An 18,561-nucleotide genomic window follows, 5' to 3' on the forward strand; every position below is an offset into this window, starting at 1 on the left:
TCAAACGCGGCGACTTCGTCACCTGATCGTTTTGCTCAGCGCGGCGCGCTGGGCGCGGTGGTCGCGGACCAGCCAGCCCTGCGTCAGCCGCGGGTCGTCGTCGCCGCGGCCGGCGGCGAGTTCGTCGAGGTAGCGGCGGTCGGCGGCGAGGCGGCGGCGCAGCTCCGCGCCGTCGCCCACGTGGCCGTGACCTGGCACGACGTACCGCACGTCGCCGGCGAGGGAGTCGAGCAGGTCCAGCGCGTGGTGGTAGTCGCCGAGCGGGTCGGCGGCGTCGAGGTCCAGCAGCGGCACCTCCACGTCCGAGCACAGGTCCCCGGCGACCAGCACGCCGGCGCCTCCGACGACCAGTGCGGCGTGCCCGCGCGCGTGCGCCCGATGCTCGACGACGTCCACCCGCGGGCCGCGCCACGGGACGACAACGCCATCCCGGGGCAAGGCAGCGAGCCGGGCGAACCGGTCGCCGTCCGTTTCCGGTGCCTCGACGAGGGCCTCGGCCAGGTCGCGGTCGCGCCCTGCCGCCGAAGCGGCCACGCAGGCCGCCGTCGCGAAGCGGGGCACGTCGTCGCCGAGGGAGCGGCTCCACAGGACGTGGTCCCAGTGCGGGTGCGTCGCGAACCCGGCCACGGCGTGCAGCCGGCGGGAAGCCAAAGCGGCGGCGAGGTCGGACAGCTCGGCCGGCGTGACGCCCGGATCGACCACCAAGCAGCCGCCCTCGGCGCCGATCACCACGGTGGTCGTACTGATGCAGAACGCGTGGGTGGCGACCAGGACGTCCCCGGTCACCTCGGCGAGGCCGGCCATCCCACGACGGTACCCGGTGCGCGGCAGTCGGTCAGGTAAGCCTATCCTTTGGCTCATGTCGTTCACCGCCGCGGGCCGCCGGCTCGCCCTTGCTCTGACGGTTCCGCTCCTGCTCCTCGCCGCGTGCGGGGGTGACGACGGCGACGACGGCAGCACCGCGACCGGCGAGCCGGACGCCACCAGCGACACGGCGACCGGGGAGTTCCCCGCCTCCGTCGAGCACCGCTACGGCAGCACCGAGCTGTCCGAGGCGCCGGAGCGGGTCATCACGCTGGGCTTCAGCGACCAGGATGCCGTGCTGGCCTTCGGCGTCGCGCCGATCGCCGTCACCGACTGGTACGGCGACTACGACCACGCCACCTGGCCGTGGGCCGAGGACGAGCTGGGCGACGCCGAGCCCCTCGTCATGAACGAGGGCGCGTTCACCGGCATGCAGGCGTTCGACTACGAGACCATCGCCGACCTGGAGCCCGACCTCATCATCGGCCTGTACACCGGCATGACGCAGGAGGAGTACGACACGCTGTCGGTCATCGCGCCGACGGTCGCGTCGTCGCCGGACTACCCCGAGTACGGCATGCCGTGGCAGGAGACCGCCCGCATGGTCGGGCAGATCCTCGGCCAGGCCGACCGTGCCGAGGAGCTGATCGCCGACGTCGACGCGCAGTTCGCCGAGGCGGCCGCGGCGAACCCGGAGTTCGAGGGCGTCGAGATGGTCGTCGCGGAGCTGTTCGAGCCCGGCTCGTCGTTCGTCCGCAGCGCCACCGACCCGCGCACCGTCTTCATGACGCAGCTCGGCTTCGTGCTCCCCGCCGACCTCGCCGAGCTGGCCGGTGACCTCGACGGCGCGCCCGTCAGCGACGAGCTGATGACCCAGCTCGACCGCGAGCTGCTGGTCTGGAACATCGGCCACGAGCCCGACCTGCGCGCGCAGATCGAGGAGAAGCCGCTCTACGACCAGCTCCAGGTCGTGCAGGACGGCCGGGTGCTCTACATCGAGGACCCGCTGGTGGCGGGCGCTCTGACGTGGTCGACGGTGCTCAGCCTGCCCTACGCGCTGGAGCACCTGGTGCCGCAGCTGGCCGAGACGATGGGCGCGGCCTAAGCCTCGATCCGTGGAAGGGCTATCGGGTGATCTTCGCTCCTGACTGTTGATCTTGATCGGGGTCGTGGGCAGGGCTGGTCGGCTGGTCTGCCCAGCTCTTCCACGTGTCGGTGTCCGGTCGGGGCCCGGTGCGGGCGGTGGTCGACGGTCAGGCCGCCGCGGCGGGTGGCCCGGTGGCGAGCACGTGGTTCCAGAGGCGGGTCCACTGCTGGGCCCAGGGCCAGTGCGTGGGCAGGTGCAACACGCGGCGGCGTTGCGGGCGGGCCAGCCGGGCGGGCACGGTGACGATCTGTCGGCGCAGTGTCGCGCCGCGCGCGACGGCATGCCGCGGACTGGTCAGGGTGCCGGCGGCGCGGAGCAGGTTGTGGGTCATCGCGGCGCAGGTCGCCCAGGCGGCGTTCGCGGCGAACCGGCCAGACGGCAGGTGGGCCAGCGGCCCGTCGATGAGGTCGGCGAACACGGTCTCGATGATCGCGTGCGCGCGGTGGGTGATGTCCGCGTCGGCGGTCGGTTCGGTGTTGTCGGTGAAGAACGGGTGGTGCCGCCAGACCGGGAACAGTTCATCGGTCTTGGCGCGGTCGCGGACCCGGCGCACGATCAGCCGGGCGGTGACCTGGTGCTTCTTGGCCTTGGAGCCGAACGCGGTGAACGGTACTTCGGCGACGTGGGCGTCGGAGATCAACTGCCCGGTGTCCGGGTCGACGACCGCGCCGGGGTAGTGCACCGGTGTCCACGCGTCGGCGGGGATGGTCGCGATCGCCCTGCTCACCGCACGGTTCTTGGTCAGCGCCACGGAGAACCGGGCCCCCGCCCTCACGCAGGCGCCGACGACGACGCTGTTGCCGTAGGCCGAATCACCGCGGACCAGGATCTCACCCGCCGCGCCGGCGGCGCGGGCGGTCCGGATCGCCTCGGCGACCATCGTCGCCGCGCCCTTCCCGGAACCGGCCCGCCCGGCCCGTAGCCGGATCCCGGCCACCACCGGCGCACCGTGCTCGGTACTGATGCTGGTGGCCAGCGGCGACAGGCCCTTGCGGAGCACCTGCCGCCCGGCGATCTTGGTGTGCCCGAAGCTGGCGCCCTGCTTGGCGTGCCCGTAGACCGGGCGCAGCAGCGAATCGATGTCGACGAACGCCCGAGTCCCGATCCCGGGCAACAGCCCCGTCGTCGTGACGAGGCCGACCAGATGCGCCCGCGCGACCGAGGCCAACTGCAGGGCATGGCCATGGGTGAACTCCCGCAGGAACTGCCCCAGCGTGGCCGGCGCATACACGCCGCCGAACAACCGGCCCATCCCGCCGGAACGGACCACGTCCAGATCGTCGATGCAGTCCGCGCCGGCAGCCATCCCCGCCACGATCGAGGTGATCTTGCCCGCCGGGTTCACGCCGGCCGACTTCACCCTCACCGAGCCGACCGCGACCTTGGACGAGATCAGCTCGGACAGGCCAGCCTGCTCGGCCAAGGCCATCACCGGCACCAGCCCCGCGCACGACACGAGATTCTCGTCATCGAACCTCGGCATCGCCTTCGACCAGACGTGAGATAGTCGCACCGAGAGTGCCTTCCGCAGCAGTGGCGATCAGGACCTAGACAATCCAGATCCTCCCTGCACAGAAGGCACTTTCTTCGTCACCACACCGAACGACCAGCCAGCCAGTCCACGGATCGAGGCTAAGCCGTCGGGGCCGGGGTGGCCCCGATGTCGTGGACATGGTGCGGGTCGTCCTCGCGCGGGTGCTCGCCGTGGGCGTGGTCGGCGTGGAACAGCGCCTGCTCGAGCAGCTGGCGCACGTGGGTGTCGGCCGCGTGGTAGAACACGAACGTGCCGTCGCGGCGGCTGAGCACCAGCCCCGACAGCCGCAGCTTGGCCAGGTGCTGGCTGACGGCGCTCGGGCTCGCGTCGACCAGCTCCGCCAGATGGTTCACCGACGACTCGCCCTGCAAGAGCGCCCACATCAGCTTCAGCCGGGTGGGGTCGGAGAGCATGCGCAGCGCGCCGGCCGCCCGCTCGACCTGGTCGGCGCCGGGCATGTGGAAGCCGTCGATGGTCTCGTGCACGAGGGGAGTCTACTCCGCGCACTTGCTTATCTGCGTAGGTGCGCAGATATGCTGATGGTGTGCGGAGAGAGCAGCGAGGGACGGGCCATGGGCACGGCGACGGACACGGCCATGGGCATGGGCACGGGGACGGGGACGGCGGCGGCGCGGGGCGGGGGAGTGCGGGCCGCGGCGGCCGGCTCGCGCGGCTGCGGCACGCGCTGACCCCGCACTCGCACGACGCGACGGAGGCGATCCAGAGCGCCGAGGAGGCCAGCGGCGCCGGCATCCGGGCGGCGTGGATCGGGCTGGCCGGCATGATGGCGACGGCCGCGCTGCAGCTGGTCATCGTCGCCGTGAGCGGGTCGGTCGGGTTGCTGGCCGACACCGTGCACAACCTGGGGCACGCGATCACCACGATCCCGCTGCTCATCGCGTTCCGCCTGGGCCGGCGGGCGCCGACCCGCCGCTACCCGTACGGCTTCCGGCGCGCCGAGGACCTCTCCGGCGTGCTGATCGCGCTGGTCATCGCGGCGTCGGCGGCGCTGATCATCGTCGAGTCGGTGCGCGCGCTGGTCGAGCCGCGCGAGCTGACCAACCTCGGCTGGGTGCTCGCGGCCGCGCTGATCGGCGCCGCCGGCAACGAGGCCGTCGCCGTCTACCGCATCCGCATCGGCCGCCGCATCGGGTCGGCCGCGCTGGTCGCCGAGGGCCACCACGCCCGCGCCGACGGCCTCACGTCGCTGGTCGTCGTGGTCGGTGTCGCGGGGGTGTGGCTCGGGTTCCCGCGGGCGGACGCCCTGGTCGGGCTGGTCGTCGGGCTGGCGATCGTGTGGATCCTGGCCGGCTCCTGCCGGACGATCTTCCGCCGGCTCATGGACGGCGTCGACGACGGCACCGTCGAGGCGATCGAGTCGGTCGCGGCCCGGGTCGACGGCGTCCACGGCGTCGGGCGGGTGCGGGCGCGGTGGACCGGCCACCGTTTGGAGGCCGACGTCGACGTCAACGTCGACGGCGCCGCCACCGTCGCCGAGGGGCACCGCATCGCCGAGATCGTCCACCACGCCCTGCTGCACCGCGTCCGGCACCTCGGCCACGTCGTCGTGCACATCAACCCGGCCTACGACGGCGTCGTCCCCGAGCACGCGCACGAGCTGACCGCCCACCACGCGGGCGGCTGACCCCGGCCGTCAGCGCGGCACGGCGGCCCAGAACAGCTCGTGCCCGCTGTCGCCCTCGGGGACGAACTCCTGCCGCTCGACGGTGAATCCGGCGGCCGCGAGCCACTCCCGGTACGTCGCGGCGTCGGCGTGGCTCCACCACATCGTGGCGCCGCCGCCGAGCCAGTCCTCCTCGGCGCCGGTCCAGGCGTCGTGGCCGGTGGTGGCGACGAACAGGCCGCCGGGCCGCAGCCAGCCGGCGATCCGCTCCAGCAGCGGCGGCTGCTCCTCCAGCGGGATGTGGATCAGCGCGTACAGGCACACGACCGCGTCGAAGCTCCCCGCCGGCAGGTCGACGGTGGTCGCGTCGGCCGCAAGGAACGTCGCGCCGGGCACCAGCGCGCGGGCGCGGGCGATCTGCACCTCGCTGAGGTCGACGCCCGTGACGGCGAACCCGGCGGCGGCGAGGTCGCGGGCGACCGGGACGCCGTTGCCGCAGCCCAGGTCAAGGACGCTTGCGTGGGCCGGCAGCCGGCCGGTCAGCTCGGCGACCCACGCCCGATGGGTCTCGGGGGCGGCGTCGTCGGCGCGGTAATGGCGTGAGGCGGCGTCGTAGCCGCGCCGGACGATCTCCTTGGGGTCGGTGTCACGCTGGTCGGTCACGATCGGTTACGCTACTCCGTCGATCTTCATGAGAATCGCGGCGAATCGCCCGAAAGCGCTTCCGGGGTGAGCAAGATCGCGCTAGCGTCCGGGCCTTTGGATGGGCCGTACCTACGGCCTATGTATCCGAAGATCCGAAGGGGGGCGACCTTGCGAAAGGTCACCATAGCGATACTGGCCGGACTGGCCCTACTGCTCGGTGCCACGGCACCGGCCTGGGCCGAGGACGGTGCGACCGTCGAGACGACGGTCGAGACCAAGGACGCGGCCGACTGTGCCGCCTACGCCGATTCCGAGGCCTGGTGCGACCCGGCGTCGGACGAGAACTACAACTGTAACGAGGCGAGCATCCCGGTCGAGTACTGGCCGATCTTCCTGGTGGACACTGGGCATGACCCGTTTGGCCTCGATGACGACAACGACGGGATCGGTTGCGAGGGTGGTCCCGACGGCGACGCGGGCGGAGCGCCTGAGGAACCGCCGGCCGAGGAACCGCCGGCGGATGAGCTGGGCCCGTGCGCCCACTACGCCGACTCCGCCGCGTGGTGCAGCGACACCCACGGGGACTACAACTGCCCTGACATCGACGACGTCCACAAGCCGATCGAGCTGTTCGACGCCGAGCTGGACCCGTTCCATCTGGACCGGGACGCCGACGCGCTCGGCTGCGAGGTCGGTGAGGACGACGACGGCAGCTCCGGCGACGACGACGGCAACGCCGACGACGGTGCCGGTGACGACGACGGCGGCGCCGGCGGGGCGGGCGCCGGCGGCGACGGCGAGGAGCTGCCGAACACCGGCACCGGCGACCTGGGGCCGCTCTGGCTCGCGGCCTTCGCCTTCCTGGCCGCCGGTGCGCTGCTGGTGATCCGCCGGACGGCGACCCAGCGGTAGGGCACGACGGGTGGTCCGGCGCAGCCACAGTGGCGCCGGACCACCCGCCGTCATGCCGTCAGGTCTGGCCGGGACGGTCGAGGTTGTCCCGCAGCCAGTCGCCGCACTCGCGGGTGAAGCCGACCCACGACGCCGGCGCCCCCGTCACGTCGACCACCAGGAGCTCGTCGTCGGGGTGCATGTGCAGCCAGAGCGAGTCGCGGACCTGGGTGATGCTCATTCGGGTCTCGACCAGCCACGTCGAGTCGAGGCAGTGCCAGTACGCGCCGAACCCCTCGAGCGCGTCCAGAAGATGGTCATAACTGTGTCCCGGCGTGTGTGCGTCGTAGCTGACCAGCATCATCGCCATGTGCAGCGGTCCTCCACCTGATCGGGCAACGAAGCGGGGCAGGCTACTCAACGGGTCGGACAGTACGGGGGACGAGCCGGCCTGTAAGCCGGATTCTGTGGTTCCCGGCGGACCGGGACCGGCGACCATCCATCTACGGCCACCGTTGCCGGTGGTCTCCAGCGATCTACCCGGGAGCTCGGGCGGGCCGCCCTCGAACGCTCCCTGTCTGACCTTGCTCCGGGTGGGGTTTACCGAGCCGCCCCAGTCACCTGGGGCGCTGGTGGTCTCTTACACCACCGTTTCACCCTTACCGCCCGCGCGAACGCGGGAGGCGGTTTGCTTTCTGTGGCACTGTCCCGCGGGTCACCCCGGGTGGGCGTTACCCACCACCCTGCCCTGTGGAGTCCGGACTTTCCTCGGCGGGACCTGACGGCCCCGACGCGGCCGCCCGGCCGGCTCGTCCTCCGGCGCCAGGATAGCGCTAAGCAGCACGTTCGGCGGCAAGCAGCGCCGCGCCGATGATGCCGCCGTCGTTCTTCAGCCCGGCCGGCACGATCGGCGTCTCGAGGTCGAGCAGCGGCAGGAACTTGTCGGCCTTCTTGCTGACACCGCCGCCGACGACGAACAGGTCGGGGGAGAAGATGAACTCGAGGTGGGCGTAGAACTCCTGTAGCCGCTCGGCCCAGTCCTCCCAGGAGAGGTCCTTCTCTTCGCGGACGGACGCGGCGGCGAACTTCTCCGCCTCCTTGTGGTGCGCGAGATAGAGGTGGCCGAACTCGGTGTTGGGCAGCAGGACGCCGTCGTGCAGGACGGCGCTGCCGATGCCGGTGCCGAGGGTGGTGACGATGATGACGCCGTCCTGGTCGGCGGCGGCGCCGAAGCGGTCCTCGGCGACCCCGGCGGAGTCGGCGTCGTTGACCACGGTGACGGGCTGTCCGGTGCGCTCGGTCAGCTCCTTCTCGAGGTTCACCCCGATCCACGACTTGTCGACGTTCGCGGCCGAGCCGATGACGCCGCGCTTGACGATGCCGGGGAACGTGCAGCCGAACGGCCCGGTCCAGCCGAACTCCTGGAGGACCTCGAGCGCCACCGCGATGACGTTGGCGGGCGTCGACTCCTCGGGGGTGTCGACGCGGACGCGCTCGGCGGCGAACTCGCCCTTGCCGAGGTCGACCGGTGCTCCCTTGATGCCGCTGCCGCCGATGTCGATGCCGAAACCCTGCGTCGTCGAGGTCACGTCATCAAGCTTCGCCGATGAACGCGCTCGGGGCCAGCGGACCTGTCACGCCCGGCTTTACAACCTCCCGTTCGTCCGTTTCCGTGTGGTAGGCGTGACGACAGGACGAGAACGGCCGACGAACGGACGACGACCGGCGCGGGCGGTGCTCGGCGCCGCGCTGGCCATGGTGCTGACGGCGGGCGCGAGCACCGCTGAGCCCCCACCGCCGGCTCCGCCCGAGGCACCCGGGGCGGTGGCCGGCGGCGGTGGCCGGCTGATCACCCTCGTGACCGGCGACCGGGTGCTGGTCGGCGCCGGCGAGCCGGGACGCGAGAGCGTGACCATGGTCCCCGGGCCCGACAGCCCGTCAGACGCGGTACAGGTCCGCCGCACCGCCGAAGGCACGTACGTCGTGCCGGCCGCGGCGCAGCCGCTCCTCGCCGCGGGTACGCTCGACCCCGCGCTGTTCGACGTCACCGGGCTGGTCGCCCAGGGCTACGGCGACGAGGACCGGGCGACGCTGCCGCTCATCGTGCAGTACTCCGGCGCGAGGACGGCCGCGCGTGAGCTGCCGGGCGCGACCGTCACCACCGCCCTGGACGGCATCGACGCCGTCGCCGTCGAGCAGGACAGGGACGCCGCGGCGCGGCTCTGGTCGATGTTCGCGCAGGCGGACGGCGCGCGCGGCGCCGGGGCCGCGATCTCGCACGTCTGGCTCGACGGCACGGTCCGGGCGAGCCTCGACGAGAGTGTCCCCCAGATCGGCGCCCCGCAGGCATGGGAGGACGGGTACGCCGGCGCCGGAGCCGTCATCGCGGTCCTCGACACCGGTGTCGACGCCACCCACCCTGACCTGGCCGGCCAGGTCGTCGCGGAACGGAACTTCTCGATGTCTGCCGACGCCGTGGACCGGGACGGGCACGGCACGCACGTCGCCTCGACCGCCGCGGGCACCGGCGCGGCCTCGAACGGGAGCTTCCGGGGCGTCGCGCCCGAGGCGAAGCTCATCTCGGGCAAGGTCCTCGACGACTACGGCTTCGGGCAGGTGTCCGACCTCATCGCCGGCATGGAGTGGGCCGTGGAACAGGGTGCGGACGTCGTCAACGTCAGCCTCGGGACGGAGCCGACCGACGGCCAGGACCCCGCGTCACTCGCCGTCGACCGGCTGACGGAGGAGTCGGGCGCGCTCTTCGTGATCGCGGCGGGGAACTTCGGCGACGGCCCCGAGACGGTCACGAGCCCGGCGGCGGCCGACGCCGCACTCGCGGTCGGCGCCGTGGACGGCGACGATGTCCTCGCGCCGTTCTCCAGCCGCGGCCCGCGGCTCGCCGACGGCGCCATCAAGCCGGAGATCACCGCCCCCGGCGTAGCGATCACGGCGGCGCGGTCGACCACCATCGACGACGGCGGCGGCGACGACGAGACGTACCGGTCGATGAGCGGGACGTCCATGGCGACGCCGCACGTCGCCGGCGCGGCAGCGATCCTCGCTGGGCAGTACCCGGACTGGTCGGCGGCGCAGCTGCGCGCGGTCCTGATGTCGACCGCCGCACCCGCCTCGGACGTCAGCATCTACGAGCAGGGCGCCGGCCGGGTCGACGTCGCCGAGGCTGCGACCGTGAGCGTCGTGCCGTCGGCGGGTGAGCTGGAGTTCGGCCATCACCGCTGGCCGCACGGCGACGTCGAGCCGGTCACCCGCGAGGTCACCTATACGAACCTCTCCGACGCGCCCGTGACGCTGGACGTCGCCGTCACCGCGACGGTGGCCGGGCCGCCGCTCGCGGACTCGGTCACCGTCACGCCGTCCGAGCTGACGATCCCCGCCGGCGGCACCGCGACTGCCGCCGTCACCGCCGACGTCGCCGCCCTCGGCCCCGGCACCTACGAGGCCGCTGTCGTCGCCACCGACCCGGCGACGCAGCGTTCTGTCCGCATTCCCGCCGGTTGGTACGCCGAGCCGGAGACGTACGACGTCACGGTGCGGATGGTGGACCGTAGCGGCGCGCCGGCGTCCGGCGAGGTCGATGTCGTCGAGATCGAGCAGGGCAACTGGGCGGTCGAACCGGTGCCGGACGGGACGGCGACCCTCCGGCTGCCGCCGGGTACGTACTCGTTCGGCACGTTCCTCCGTCGCGCGGCCGAGGACGACCGGGTGACGGAGTACACGCTGGTCACCGAGCCTGAGGTCGTGGTGACGGGTGCCACGGAGGTCGTCCTCGACGCCCAGGGCGCGGAGCCGGTCCACACGACGGTCCGCGGCGCGGAGGACGCGACGGCACGGTGGAGCATGATCGGGTACGGCCGCGGCCGCTCCGCGGACGGGCGCGTGCTGTTGTCGGCGCTCAAGGTCATCGGCGCCGCCGTCGCGCTCTTCGCTGTGCCGACCGAGCCCGTGACGTCCGGCGAGTTCTCCTTCGATACCGGCGCCCGGCTGGAGGAGCCGCCGGTCCGGGCCGAGGTGCCGGGCGCGTCCGCCGAGATCGATACGGACTACTACGGGTTCTCCCCGCGCATCGACGGGACGCTCCGGCTGCCCGTCGTCGACGTGGGCGCGGCCACCGCCGGCGAGCTGCGCGAGACGTCCGTCGACGGCGCGATCGCCCTGGCCGTCCGGGACCCCGGGCGAGAGAACGGCGAGCAGGCGGCCGAGCTCGAGCGGGCCGGCGCAAGAGTGGTGTTGTTCTACGACCAGGACAACGCGGGCCTGCAGGTCGACCTGTTGTACCCGGAGGTCGAGATTCCGGTCATCGGCACCAGCCGGGCCGCCGCGGCGCGGCTGCGCGAGCTCCTGGCGGACAGCCCGGTGGAGCTCGAGCTCACCAGCTCGGCCGTCACGCCGTACGTCTACGACCTGCTCGTCCCGGTCCGCGGGCGGATCCCCGAGCAGCCGCGGTGGCAGTTCCGCCGGTCCGATCTCGCGACCATCGCCGTCAGGTTTGACGCGCACACGCCGACGGACGTGATGTCGGAGGCGCGTAGCGGCTGGTCGCCGTCGGGCAACTCCATGGGCGGCTGGATGGTGCCGCACGTGACCGCGCCGTCGGAGCGCACCGACTACGTGCTGGCGAACCAGGTGGAGTGGTCGCAGTCGGTCCTGTCACACAACGAGTACCCCCTGGGGCCGTTCTGGGACGAGATCGGCCGGACGTACCGGCCCCGGCAGCGCGACGACGTCCGGTGGATGAGCCCGGTGGCCACCCACTCGCTGCCCGACCGTGAGTCGGCCAACGTCGGCGTCAACCGGTACGGCGACACCGTCGAGGCGGTGATCAGCGGGTTCGTGCACGACCCCGGTCACGTGCAGATCATGGGCTTCGGGCTGGAGGAGTACGCGCTGCGGCTGTACCGCGACGACGAGCTGCTGGGGGAGTCGCCCGACCAGTTCGGCTGGTTCGACGTCCCGGCCGGGCCTGGCACGTTCCGTCTCGAGCTGGACGGACGGTTGGATCAGCCCTGGTGGCGCTACTCCACCCGGGTGAGCTCGGCGTGGACGTTCCACTCGGCCGGCGACGACGGCGACGGGGAGCGGCTGCCGCTGCTGCTCGCCGACTACGACGTGCCCGGCGCGGACGCGCTGAGCACGGTGCCGGTGGACGAGCCGATCCGGGTCGACGTCGGCCTGCGGCACCAGTTCGGCACGCCCGACGTCGAGATCGACGAGGTCGGGCTGGACGTCTCGTTCGACGACGGCGAGTCGTGGACGCCGGCGCGGCTGCGGGGCGGGGACGGCCGCTACCGGGCGACCTTCGGGGCGGACGGCGCCGCGGGCGGCGCGGTGACGTTGCGGCTCACCGCGACCGACGTGGACGGCAACCGGCTGGAGCAGACCGTCGTGCGGGCGTTCGGGCTGCGCTGACGGGCGCCGGGGCGGCGCCGGGACCTCAGGGGAGCGTGAGGATCTCGGCGCCGGTCTCGGTGACCAGCAGCGTGTGCTCGAACTGCGCCGACCGCCGGCCGTCGCGCGTGACGACCGTCCAGCCGTCGTCCCACATGGTCCACTCGTGGGTGCCGAGGTTCAGCATCGGCTCGATGGTGAACACCATGCCCGGCTCGATGATCGTCGTCGACCCCGGGTCGTCGTAGTGCGGCACGACCAGCCCGGAGTGGAACGACTCGCCGACCCCGTGGCCCGTGAACTCGCGCACGACCCCGTAGTCGAACCGCTTGGCGTACGACTCGATGACCCGCCCGATGACGTTGATGGCGCGGCCCGGCTTCACCGCCTTGATCGCGCGGTTCAGCGCCTCGTGCGTCCGCTCGACCAGCAGCCGCGTCTCGTCGTCGACGTCGCCGGCCAGGAAGGTCGCGTTGTTGTCGCCGTGCACGCCGTCGATATAGGCGGTGATGTCGATGTTCACGATGTCGCCGTCGCGGACCACCGTCGAGTCGGGGATGCCATGGCAGATGACCTCGTTGACGCTCGTGCAAAGCGACTTCGGGAACCCCCGGTACCCGAGGGTCGACGGGTACGCGCCGCGCTCGACCAGGAACTCGTGCCCGATGACGTCGAGCTCGTCGGTGGTGATGCCCGGCTCGACGTGCTTGCCGACCTCGGCGAGCGCCTGGGCGGCCAGCTGGGCGGCGACGCGGATGCGCTCGACGGTGGCGGCGTCCTTGACCTCGGAGCCGGTGAACGGGGCCGGGCGGGTCTTGCCGACGTACTCCGGGCGCGCGATGGACGGCGGGACGGGGCGTTCGGCCGACACGATGCCGGGGACGACGGGCGACATGGTGTGAAAGTCTAGGCTGAGGTGCGCTTCTCAGGCGAAGCCTGGGATGTTCAGCTGAGGTGCGCTTCTGCGGCGAAGGGAGTCATCGTGGCCGACGGACCCTGGTACTGGTGCCTGGTGCATTCCACGGTCGAGCCGGTCGACGGCTGCCCCAACGACCGGCGCCTCGGGCCGTACGAGACGCGCGCCGAGGCCGAGGACGCGCTGGCCCGGGCGCACGAACGCACCGCCCAGCAGGACGCCCTCGACCGCGACTGGAACGACGACGAGTAGTCGTCAGTGCGCCGGGGTTGCCTTAGTTGGCCGTCCCCCTGCTGCCCATGGTCTTAGCCGCGAGGGTGCGCCTCAAGTCCGCGCCCGCTGTGGTGAATGTTCGTGGGTGGTGGGGGCTTGGACTTGACCCGCACCCTCGCGGTCTAAGCCTCGATCCGTGGACTGGCTGGCTGGTCGTTCGGTGTGGTGACGAAGAAAGTGCCTTCTGTGCAGGGAGGATCTGGATTGTCTAGGTCCTGATCGCCACTGCTGCGGAAGGCACTCTCGGTGCGACTATCTCACGTCTGGTCGAAGGCGATGCCGAGGTTCGATGACGAGAATCTCGTGTCGTGCGCGGGGCTGGTGCCGGTGATGGCCTTGGCCGAGCAGGCTGGCCTGTCCGAGCTGATCTCGTCCAAGGTCGCGGTCGGCTCGGTGAGGGTGAAGTCGGCCGGCGTGAACCCGGCGGGCAAGATCACCTCGATCGTGGCGGGGATGGCTGCCGGCGCGGACTGCATCGACGATCTGGACGTGGTCCGTTCCGGCGGGATGGGCCGGTTGTTCGGCGGCGTGTATGCGCCGGCCACGCTGGGGCAGTTCCTGCGGGAGTTCACCCATGGCCATGCCCTGCAGTTGGCCTCGGTCGCGCGGGCGCATCTGGTCGGCCTCGTCACGACGACGGGGCTGTTGCCCGGGATCGGGACTCGGGCGTTCGTCGACATCGATTCGCTGCTGCGCCCGGTCTACGGGCACGCCAAGCAGGGCGCCAGCTTCGGGCACACCAAGATCGCCGGGCGGCAGGTGCTCCGCAAGGGCCTGTCGCCGCTGGCCACCAGCATCAGTACCGAGCACGGTGCGCCGGTGGTGGCCGGGATCCGGCTACGGGCCGGGCGGGCCGGTTCCGGGAAGGGCGCGGCGACGATGGTCGCCGAGGCGATCCGGACCGCCCGCGCCGCCGGCGCGGCGGGTGAGATCCTGGTCCGCGGTGATTCGGCCTACGGCAACAGCGTCGTCGTCGGCGCCTGCGTGAGGGCGGGGGCCCGGTTCTCCGTGGCGCTGACCAAGAACCGTGCGGTGAGCAGGGCGATCGCGACCATCCCCGCCGACGCGTGGACACCGGTGCACTACCCCGGCGCGGTCGTCGACCCGGACACCGGGCAGTTGATCTCCGACGCCCACGTCGCCGAAGTACCGTTCACCGCGTTCGGCTCCAAGGCCAAGAAGCACCAGGTCACCGCCCGGCTGATCGTGCGCCGGGTCCGCGACCGCGCCAAGACCGATGAACTGTTCCCGGTCTGGCGGCACCACCCGTTCTTCACCGACAACACCGAACCGACCGCCGACGCGGACATCACCCACCGCGCGCACGCGATCATCGAGACCGTGTTCGCCGACCTCATCGACGGGCCGCTGGCCCACCTGCCGTCTGGCCGGTTCGCCGCGAACGCCGCCTGGGCGACCTGCGCCGCGATGACCCACAACCTGCTCCGCGCCGCCGGCACCCTGACCAGTCCGCGGCATGCCGTCGCGCGCGGCGCGACACTGCGCCGACAGATCGTCACCGTGCCCGCCCGGCTGGCCCGCCCGCAACGCCGCCGCGTGTTGCACCTGCCCACGCACTGGCCCTGGGCCCAGCAGTGGACCCGCCTCTGGAACCACGTGCTCGCCACCGGGCCACCCGCCGCGGCGGCCTGACCGTCGACCACCGCCCGCACCGGGCCCCGACCGGACACCGACACGTGGAAGAGCTGGGCAGACCAGCCGACCAGCCCTGCCCACGACCCCGATCAAGATCAACAGTCAGGAGCGAAGATCACCCGATAGCCCTTCCACGGATCGAGGCTAAGTGCGGGCAGCTATCAGGGGGACGGGGAAGAGCGGGCACTGCCCGCGTCCTGGGTGTGGGGCGCGTCCTGGGTCTGACGCGCGGTTGCGGGCTCGGATTCGCCGATTGGCGCGCCTGAGACCCAGGACGCGCGTCAGACCCAGGACCACACGGCCGGCGTACTTGTCTCCCGTGACGTCCTGGTCCTGTGTCACGGGCGGATGCCTGGTAGGCGTTTGCCGGCGTAACTGTGGACCAGGACATGACCTGAGACCAGGACGCCGACGGCGCAGAGCTGGCGGGCTGTGCCCGGTTCTTCCCCGTCGGCACCCCCAGGGCGCACCCCGGTCGACGCCGCAGCTACTCAGGATCCTCGTCGGTGCTGAGCGGCGCCGTCTGAGCCCACTCCGCCCAGTCGGCGAGTGCTTGGTGCAGCCGGATGCCGGCCTCGGCGGCGATGCGGATCGCCTGGGTCGGCGGGCTGTCGCCGTACTCGCCGCGGTCCTTGGCGGCGGCGATCTCGCGGTAGAAGCCGGCGGTCCGCTGGTAGTAGACCGCCTCCGCCTGAAGGTGCCGCCGAAGGTCGTCGGGCGGCATGAGCCAGAAGAACACCGAGCGCAGTAGCGCCTGCAGCCGCATCGTGTGGTCGACCTCGGTCGACGTGAGCCAGCGGCGCACCTCTGCCAGCCCCTCCGGCGTGATGCGGTAGGCCTTGCGCCCGCGTGCGCCGACGGAGTCGACCTCGATGAGGCCCTCGTCGGCGAGTTTGCCGAGCTCGGCGTAGATCTTCGGGTGCTGGGCCGGCCACACCATGCCGAGCACCTCGTGGAACCGGCCGGCGAGGTCGTAGCCGCTGGCCGGGCCCTCCGCGAGCAGGCCCAGCAGGCCGTGTCTCAGCGACATCGAATCTCCTCTGGCGGAACCGGTCGCCTCATCTTGACATGTCCCTCCGGCCACATGAATACTCGAACATGTCCTAAGGTACATGTCCTTAATGACATGTGAAGGAGCAAGCCATGGCCGAGAAGACCGGCGCCGTCCTGGTGACGGGCGCCAACGGGGGCATCGGGGCGGTCGCCGTCCGGGCGCTGGCCGACCGCGGCATGACGGTGTTCGCGACGGTCCGCGCCAACGCGGGCGCGGGCGCCGGCGCGCTTGCCGGCGTCAAGGGCGTCCGCGTCGTCGAGATGGACGTCACCGACCCGGCCAGCGTCGCGCTGGCGGCGAAGAAGGTCACTCACGACGTCGGCGGAGCGGGCCTGCGCGCCGTCGTCAACAACGCCGGCGTCATCGTGCAGGGCCCGCTCGAGTTGATCCCGCCGGAGGAGCTGCGCCGCCAGTTCGAGGTCAACACGTTCGGCCCCGCCTACGTCACCCAGTCGTTCCTGCCGCTGCTGCGGGCCGGCGGCGGCCGCGTCGTCAACGTCAGCGCGCCGACGGCGTGGGTGCCGGTCCCGTTCCTGGGCCCGATCGGCGCCAGCAAGGCGGCGCTGGAGTCGCTGTCGGACGCGCTGCGCGGCGAGCTCGCGGTGTGGAGGATCCCGGTCGTCCTGGTCGAGCCGGGGGCGACGAAGACGCTGATCTTCGCGAAGGCCGAGGCCGCCGCCCGCTCCGCGCTGAACGACGCCGACCCGGGCCGCGTCGCGCTCTACCGCCAGCACCTCGCGGCGGTCGAGAAGGCGTCGGCGAACCAGCGCAGCAGCCCGCCGGAGAAGGTCGCCGCCGCGATCGTCCGGGCGGTCGAGGCGCGCCGGCCGAAGCGCTGGTACGCGGCGTCGAGCGACGTGCGGCTGCTGCGGCTGGTCTCGCACCTGCCCGCGGGGCTGCGCGACGGGCTGATCGCGCGCACGTTCGGGCTCTCGAACGTCAAGGCGCCGGCGTGACACGCACCATCGTCGTCGCCGGGGCGACGTCCGGGCTGGTCAGGCGGTCGGCGGAGGATCTCGCCGCGGCCGGGCACCGGCTGGTCCTCATCGGCCGCGACCCGAAGCGCGCCGCCGACCTGCAACGACGTCTGCCCGGCGGGCGGGTCGTCGCCGCGGACCTGTCGACGGCGGACGGCGTCGCGCGGGCGGCCGCCGCGGTCCAGGACACGGCCGACCGCATCGACACGCTGGTCAACGGCGCCGGCGTCATGCTGCCGAACCGCCGGGTCAGCGCCGAGGGCCTGGAGCTGAACCTCGCCGTCCACCACCTGGCGCCGTTCTCGCTGACCAGCGCACTGCTGCCGCTGCTCCAGGAGGGCGACGGCCGGGTGGTGAACGTCAACTCCGAGGGCCATCGCGCGCCCCTGCGCGGCAGCGGCCCGGTCGTCGTCGACCTCGCCGACCTGCAGAGCGAGCGCCGCTACGACCCGTTCCTCGTCTACAGCCGCACCAAGCTGGCGAACCTGCTGTTCACGTACGAGCTGCACCGCCGGCACCCGGATCTGACCGTCGTCGCGTTGCATCCGGGCATGGTCCGCACCGACCTCGGCCGGCACTTCCCGCGCGCCCTGGTGCTGATGGCGAGCCTGATGTCGCTGTCGGTCCAGCAGGGCGCCGACCCGGTGACCCGCCTGGCGGCGGACGACGTCGTCGAGAACGGCGCCTACTACGACCGGTTCCGGACGGCGGCGTCGTCGCCGGCCTCGTACGACCGCGACGACGCCGCCCGGCTCTGGCAGCTCACCGAACAGCTGCGCGGCCCGTTCAGTGGTACGTCTGCTCCTCGGCCGGGAACCCACCGCTGACGACGTCGTCGGCGAACGCCTTGGTCGCGTCGACGAGCGCGCCGCGGAGGTCGCCGTACTGCTTGACGAACCGCGGCATCCGGCCGCCGCGCAGGCCGGCCATGTCCTGCCACACCAGCACCTGGGCGTCGACGTCGGGCCCGGCGCCGATGCCGATGGTCGGGATGGACAGCCGCTTCGTCACCTCGGCCGCGACCTCGGCGACCACCATCTCGAGCACGACGGCGAAGGCGCCGGCCTCCTCGAGCGCCAGCGCGGACTCGATCAACTTGTCCGCCTCGGGGCCGCGACCCTGCACGCGGTAGCCGCCCAGCGCGTTGACGCTCTGCGGCGTGAACCCGACGTGCGCCATGACCGGGATGCCGGCCTCGACGATGCGCCGCACCGACTCGACCACCGGCAGGCCGCCCTCGAGCTTCACCGCCTGGACGCCGGTCTCCTTCATGACGCGGATCGACGTGGCCAGCGCCTGCTCGGGGCCGAGCTGGTACGAGCCGAACGGCAGGTCGGACACGACGAGCGCCCGGCTGGTGGACCGCACGACGGCGCGGGCCAGCGGGACCAGTTCCTCGACGGTCACCGGGACGGTGTCGGGGTGGGCGTAGACGTTGTTGCCGGCCGAGTCGCCGACCAGCAGCACCGGGATGCCGGCGGCGTCGAAGATCTCGGCGGTGTACATGTCGTACGAGGTCAGCATCGGCCAGCGCTCGCCGCGCTCCTTGGCCGTGCGCAGGTCGCGGATGGTGACCCGGCGGGAGAGCTGGCCGCCGTACAACGGGACGGTCTCGTGCGTCATCGCAGGACTCC

Annotated in this window: 17 protein-coding genes and 1 other RNA gene; 8 read left to right on the forward strand and 10 right to left on the reverse strand. The window is 72.2% G+C overall.

The window, feature by feature from the left end; genetic code table 11:
* Window positions 1-18 precede the first annotated feature (18 nt).
* Window positions 19-804 (reverse strand): MBL fold metallo-hydrolase, encoded by a 786-nt coding sequence (locus BLV05_RS17305; protein WP_052763059.1) that lies wholly within the window; start codon window positions 802-804, stop codon window positions 19-21.
* A gap of 55 nt (window positions 805-859) precedes the next feature.
* On the opposite strand from BLV05_RS17305, the gene BLV05_RS17310 reads away from it, so the two are divergent.
* A complete protein-coding gene (locus BLV05_RS17310) occupies window positions 860-1,909 on the forward strand; it encodes an iron-siderophore ABC transporter substrate-binding protein (protein WP_052763058.1) in 1,050 nt (349 codons plus the stop codon).
* Between the two features lie 148 nt (window positions 1,910-2,057).
* Here the strand turns inward: BLV05_RS17310 and BLV05_RS17315 are convergent, their stop codons facing one another.
* Window positions 2,058-3,464, reverse strand: a complete 1,407-nt coding sequence (locus tag BLV05_RS17315) for an IS1380 family transposase (RefSeq protein ID WP_172860593.1) — start codon at window positions 3,462-3,464, stop codon at window positions 2,058-2,060.
* Between the two features lie 119 nt (window positions 3,465-3,583).
* Window positions 3,584-3,970 (reverse strand): ArsR/SmtB family transcription factor, encoded by a 387-nt coding sequence (locus BLV05_RS17320; RefSeq protein ID WP_046769770.1) that lies wholly within the window; start codon window positions 3,968-3,970, stop codon window positions 3,584-3,586.
* Between the two features lie 59 nt (window positions 3,971-4,029).
* Here BLV05_RS17320 and BLV05_RS17325 point away from each other — a divergent pair, with 59 nt between their 5' ends.
* Window positions 4,030-5,130, forward strand: a complete 1,101-nt coding sequence (locus BLV05_RS17325) for a cation diffusion facilitator family transporter (RefSeq protein WP_083421333.1) — start codon at window positions 4,030-4,032, stop codon at window positions 5,128-5,130.
* Window positions 5,131-5,139: 9 nt separating this feature from the next.
* Here BLV05_RS17325 and BLV05_RS17330 read toward each other — a convergent pair whose 3' ends face one another.
* Window positions 5,140-5,772 (reverse strand): class I SAM-dependent methyltransferase, encoded by a 633-nt coding sequence (locus BLV05_RS17330; RefSeq protein WP_046769768.1) that lies wholly within the window; start codon window positions 5,770-5,772, stop codon window positions 5,140-5,142.
* A gap of 150 nt (window positions 5,773-5,922) precedes the next feature.
* Between BLV05_RS17330 and BLV05_RS17335 the strand changes: the two genes are divergently transcribed.
* Complete coding sequence (locus BLV05_RS17335; RefSeq protein WP_046769767.1) at window positions 5,923-6,666, forward strand: LPXTG cell wall anchor domain-containing protein; 744 nt, start codon at window positions 5,923-5,925, stop codon at window positions 6,664-6,666.
* A gap of 58 nt (window positions 6,667-6,724) precedes the next feature.
* Here the strand turns inward: BLV05_RS17335 and BLV05_RS17340 are convergent, their stop codons facing one another.
* The 3 genes from BLV05_RS17340 to ppgK form a co-directional block, all read right to left on the reverse strand.
* A complete protein-coding gene (locus BLV05_RS17340) occupies window positions 6,725-7,015 on the reverse strand; it encodes a hypothetical protein (protein ID WP_046769766.1) in 291 nt (96 codons plus the stop codon).
* 68 nt (window positions 7,016-7,083) lie between these two features.
* An RNA gene (gene rnpB, locus BLV05_RS17345) (RNase P RNA component class A) lies at window positions 7,084-7,457 on the reverse strand.
* A 21-nt stretch (window positions 7,458-7,478) separates the two neighbouring features.
* Entirely contained in the window at window positions 7,479-8,234 is a 756-nt protein-coding gene (ppgK, locus tag BLV05_RS17350) for a polyphosphate--glucose phosphotransferase (RefSeq protein ID WP_046769765.1), read from the reverse strand.
* 94 nt (window positions 8,235-8,328) lie between these two features.
* On the opposite strand from ppgK, the gene BLV05_RS17355 reads away from it, so the two are divergent.
* The gene (locus BLV05_RS17355) at window positions 8,329-12,072 is read left to right on the forward strand and encodes a S8 family serine peptidase (protein WP_152690834.1); all 3,744 of its coding nucleotides are present in this window, start codon (window positions 8,329-8,331) and stop codon (window positions 12,070-12,072) included.
* A gap of 25 nt (window positions 12,073-12,097) precedes the next feature.
* Here the strand turns inward: BLV05_RS17355 and map are convergent, their stop codons facing one another.
* Window positions 12,098-12,946, reverse strand: a complete 849-nt coding sequence (gene map / locus BLV05_RS17360) for a type I methionyl aminopeptidase (RefSeq protein ID WP_046769764.1) — start codon at window positions 12,944-12,946, stop codon at window positions 12,098-12,100.
* 87 nt (window positions 12,947-13,033) lie between these two features.
* On the opposite strand from map, the gene BLV05_RS17365 reads away from it, so the two are divergent.
* Together BLV05_RS17365 and BLV05_RS17370 are read left to right on the forward strand one after the other, a co-directional pair.
* On the forward strand, window positions 13,034-13,219 hold the full coding sequence (locus tag BLV05_RS17365) for a hypothetical protein (protein WP_046769763.1): 186 nt from the start codon (window positions 13,034-13,036) through the stop codon (window positions 13,217-13,219).
* Window positions 13,220-13,486: 267 nt separating this feature from the next.
* Complete coding sequence (locus BLV05_RS17370) at window positions 13,487-14,893, forward strand: IS1380 family transposase (protein ID WP_172860593.1); 1,407 nt, start codon at window positions 13,487-13,489, stop codon at window positions 14,891-14,893.
* Window positions 14,894-15,383: 490 nt separating this feature from the next.
* On the opposite strand, the gene BLV05_RS17375 is transcribed toward BLV05_RS17370, so the two are convergent.
* Complete coding sequence (locus tag BLV05_RS17375) at window positions 15,384-15,926, reverse strand: PadR family transcriptional regulator (RefSeq protein ID WP_046770678.1); 543 nt, start codon at window positions 15,924-15,926, stop codon at window positions 15,384-15,386.
* Between the two features lie 113 nt (window positions 15,927-16,039).
* Here BLV05_RS17375 and BLV05_RS17380 point away from each other — a divergent pair, with 113 nt between their 5' ends.
* Both BLV05_RS17380 and BLV05_RS17385 read left to right on the forward strand, forming a co-directional pair.
* Window positions 16,040-16,906: an SDR family NAD(P)-dependent oxidoreductase gene (locus BLV05_RS17380; RefSeq protein WP_046770677.1), complete on the forward strand. Its 867-nt coding sequence runs from the start codon at window positions 16,040-16,042 to the stop codon at window positions 16,904-16,906.
* The gene (locus tag BLV05_RS17385) at window positions 16,903-17,754 is read left to right on the forward strand and encodes an SDR family NAD(P)-dependent oxidoreductase (protein WP_046770676.1); all 852 of its coding nucleotides are present in this window, start codon (window positions 16,903-16,905) and stop codon (window positions 17,752-17,754) included. The genes BLV05_RS17380 and BLV05_RS17385 overlap by 4 nt, the downstream gene beginning before the upstream one ends.
* On the opposite strand, the gene panB is transcribed toward BLV05_RS17385, so the two are convergent.
* Entirely contained in the window at window positions 17,714-18,550 is an 837-nt protein-coding gene (gene panB, locus BLV05_RS17390; RefSeq protein ID WP_046770675.1) for a 3-methyl-2-oxobutanoate hydroxymethyltransferase, read from the reverse strand. The genes BLV05_RS17385 and panB overlap by 41 nt on opposite strands.
* Window positions 18,551-18,561 lie beyond the last annotated feature (11 nt).

It is taken from the genome of Jiangella alkaliphila, from assembly GCF_900105925.1.
Taxonomy (GTDB): domain Bacteria; phylum Actinomycetota; class Actinomycetes; order Jiangellales; family Jiangellaceae; genus Jiangella; species Jiangella alkaliphila.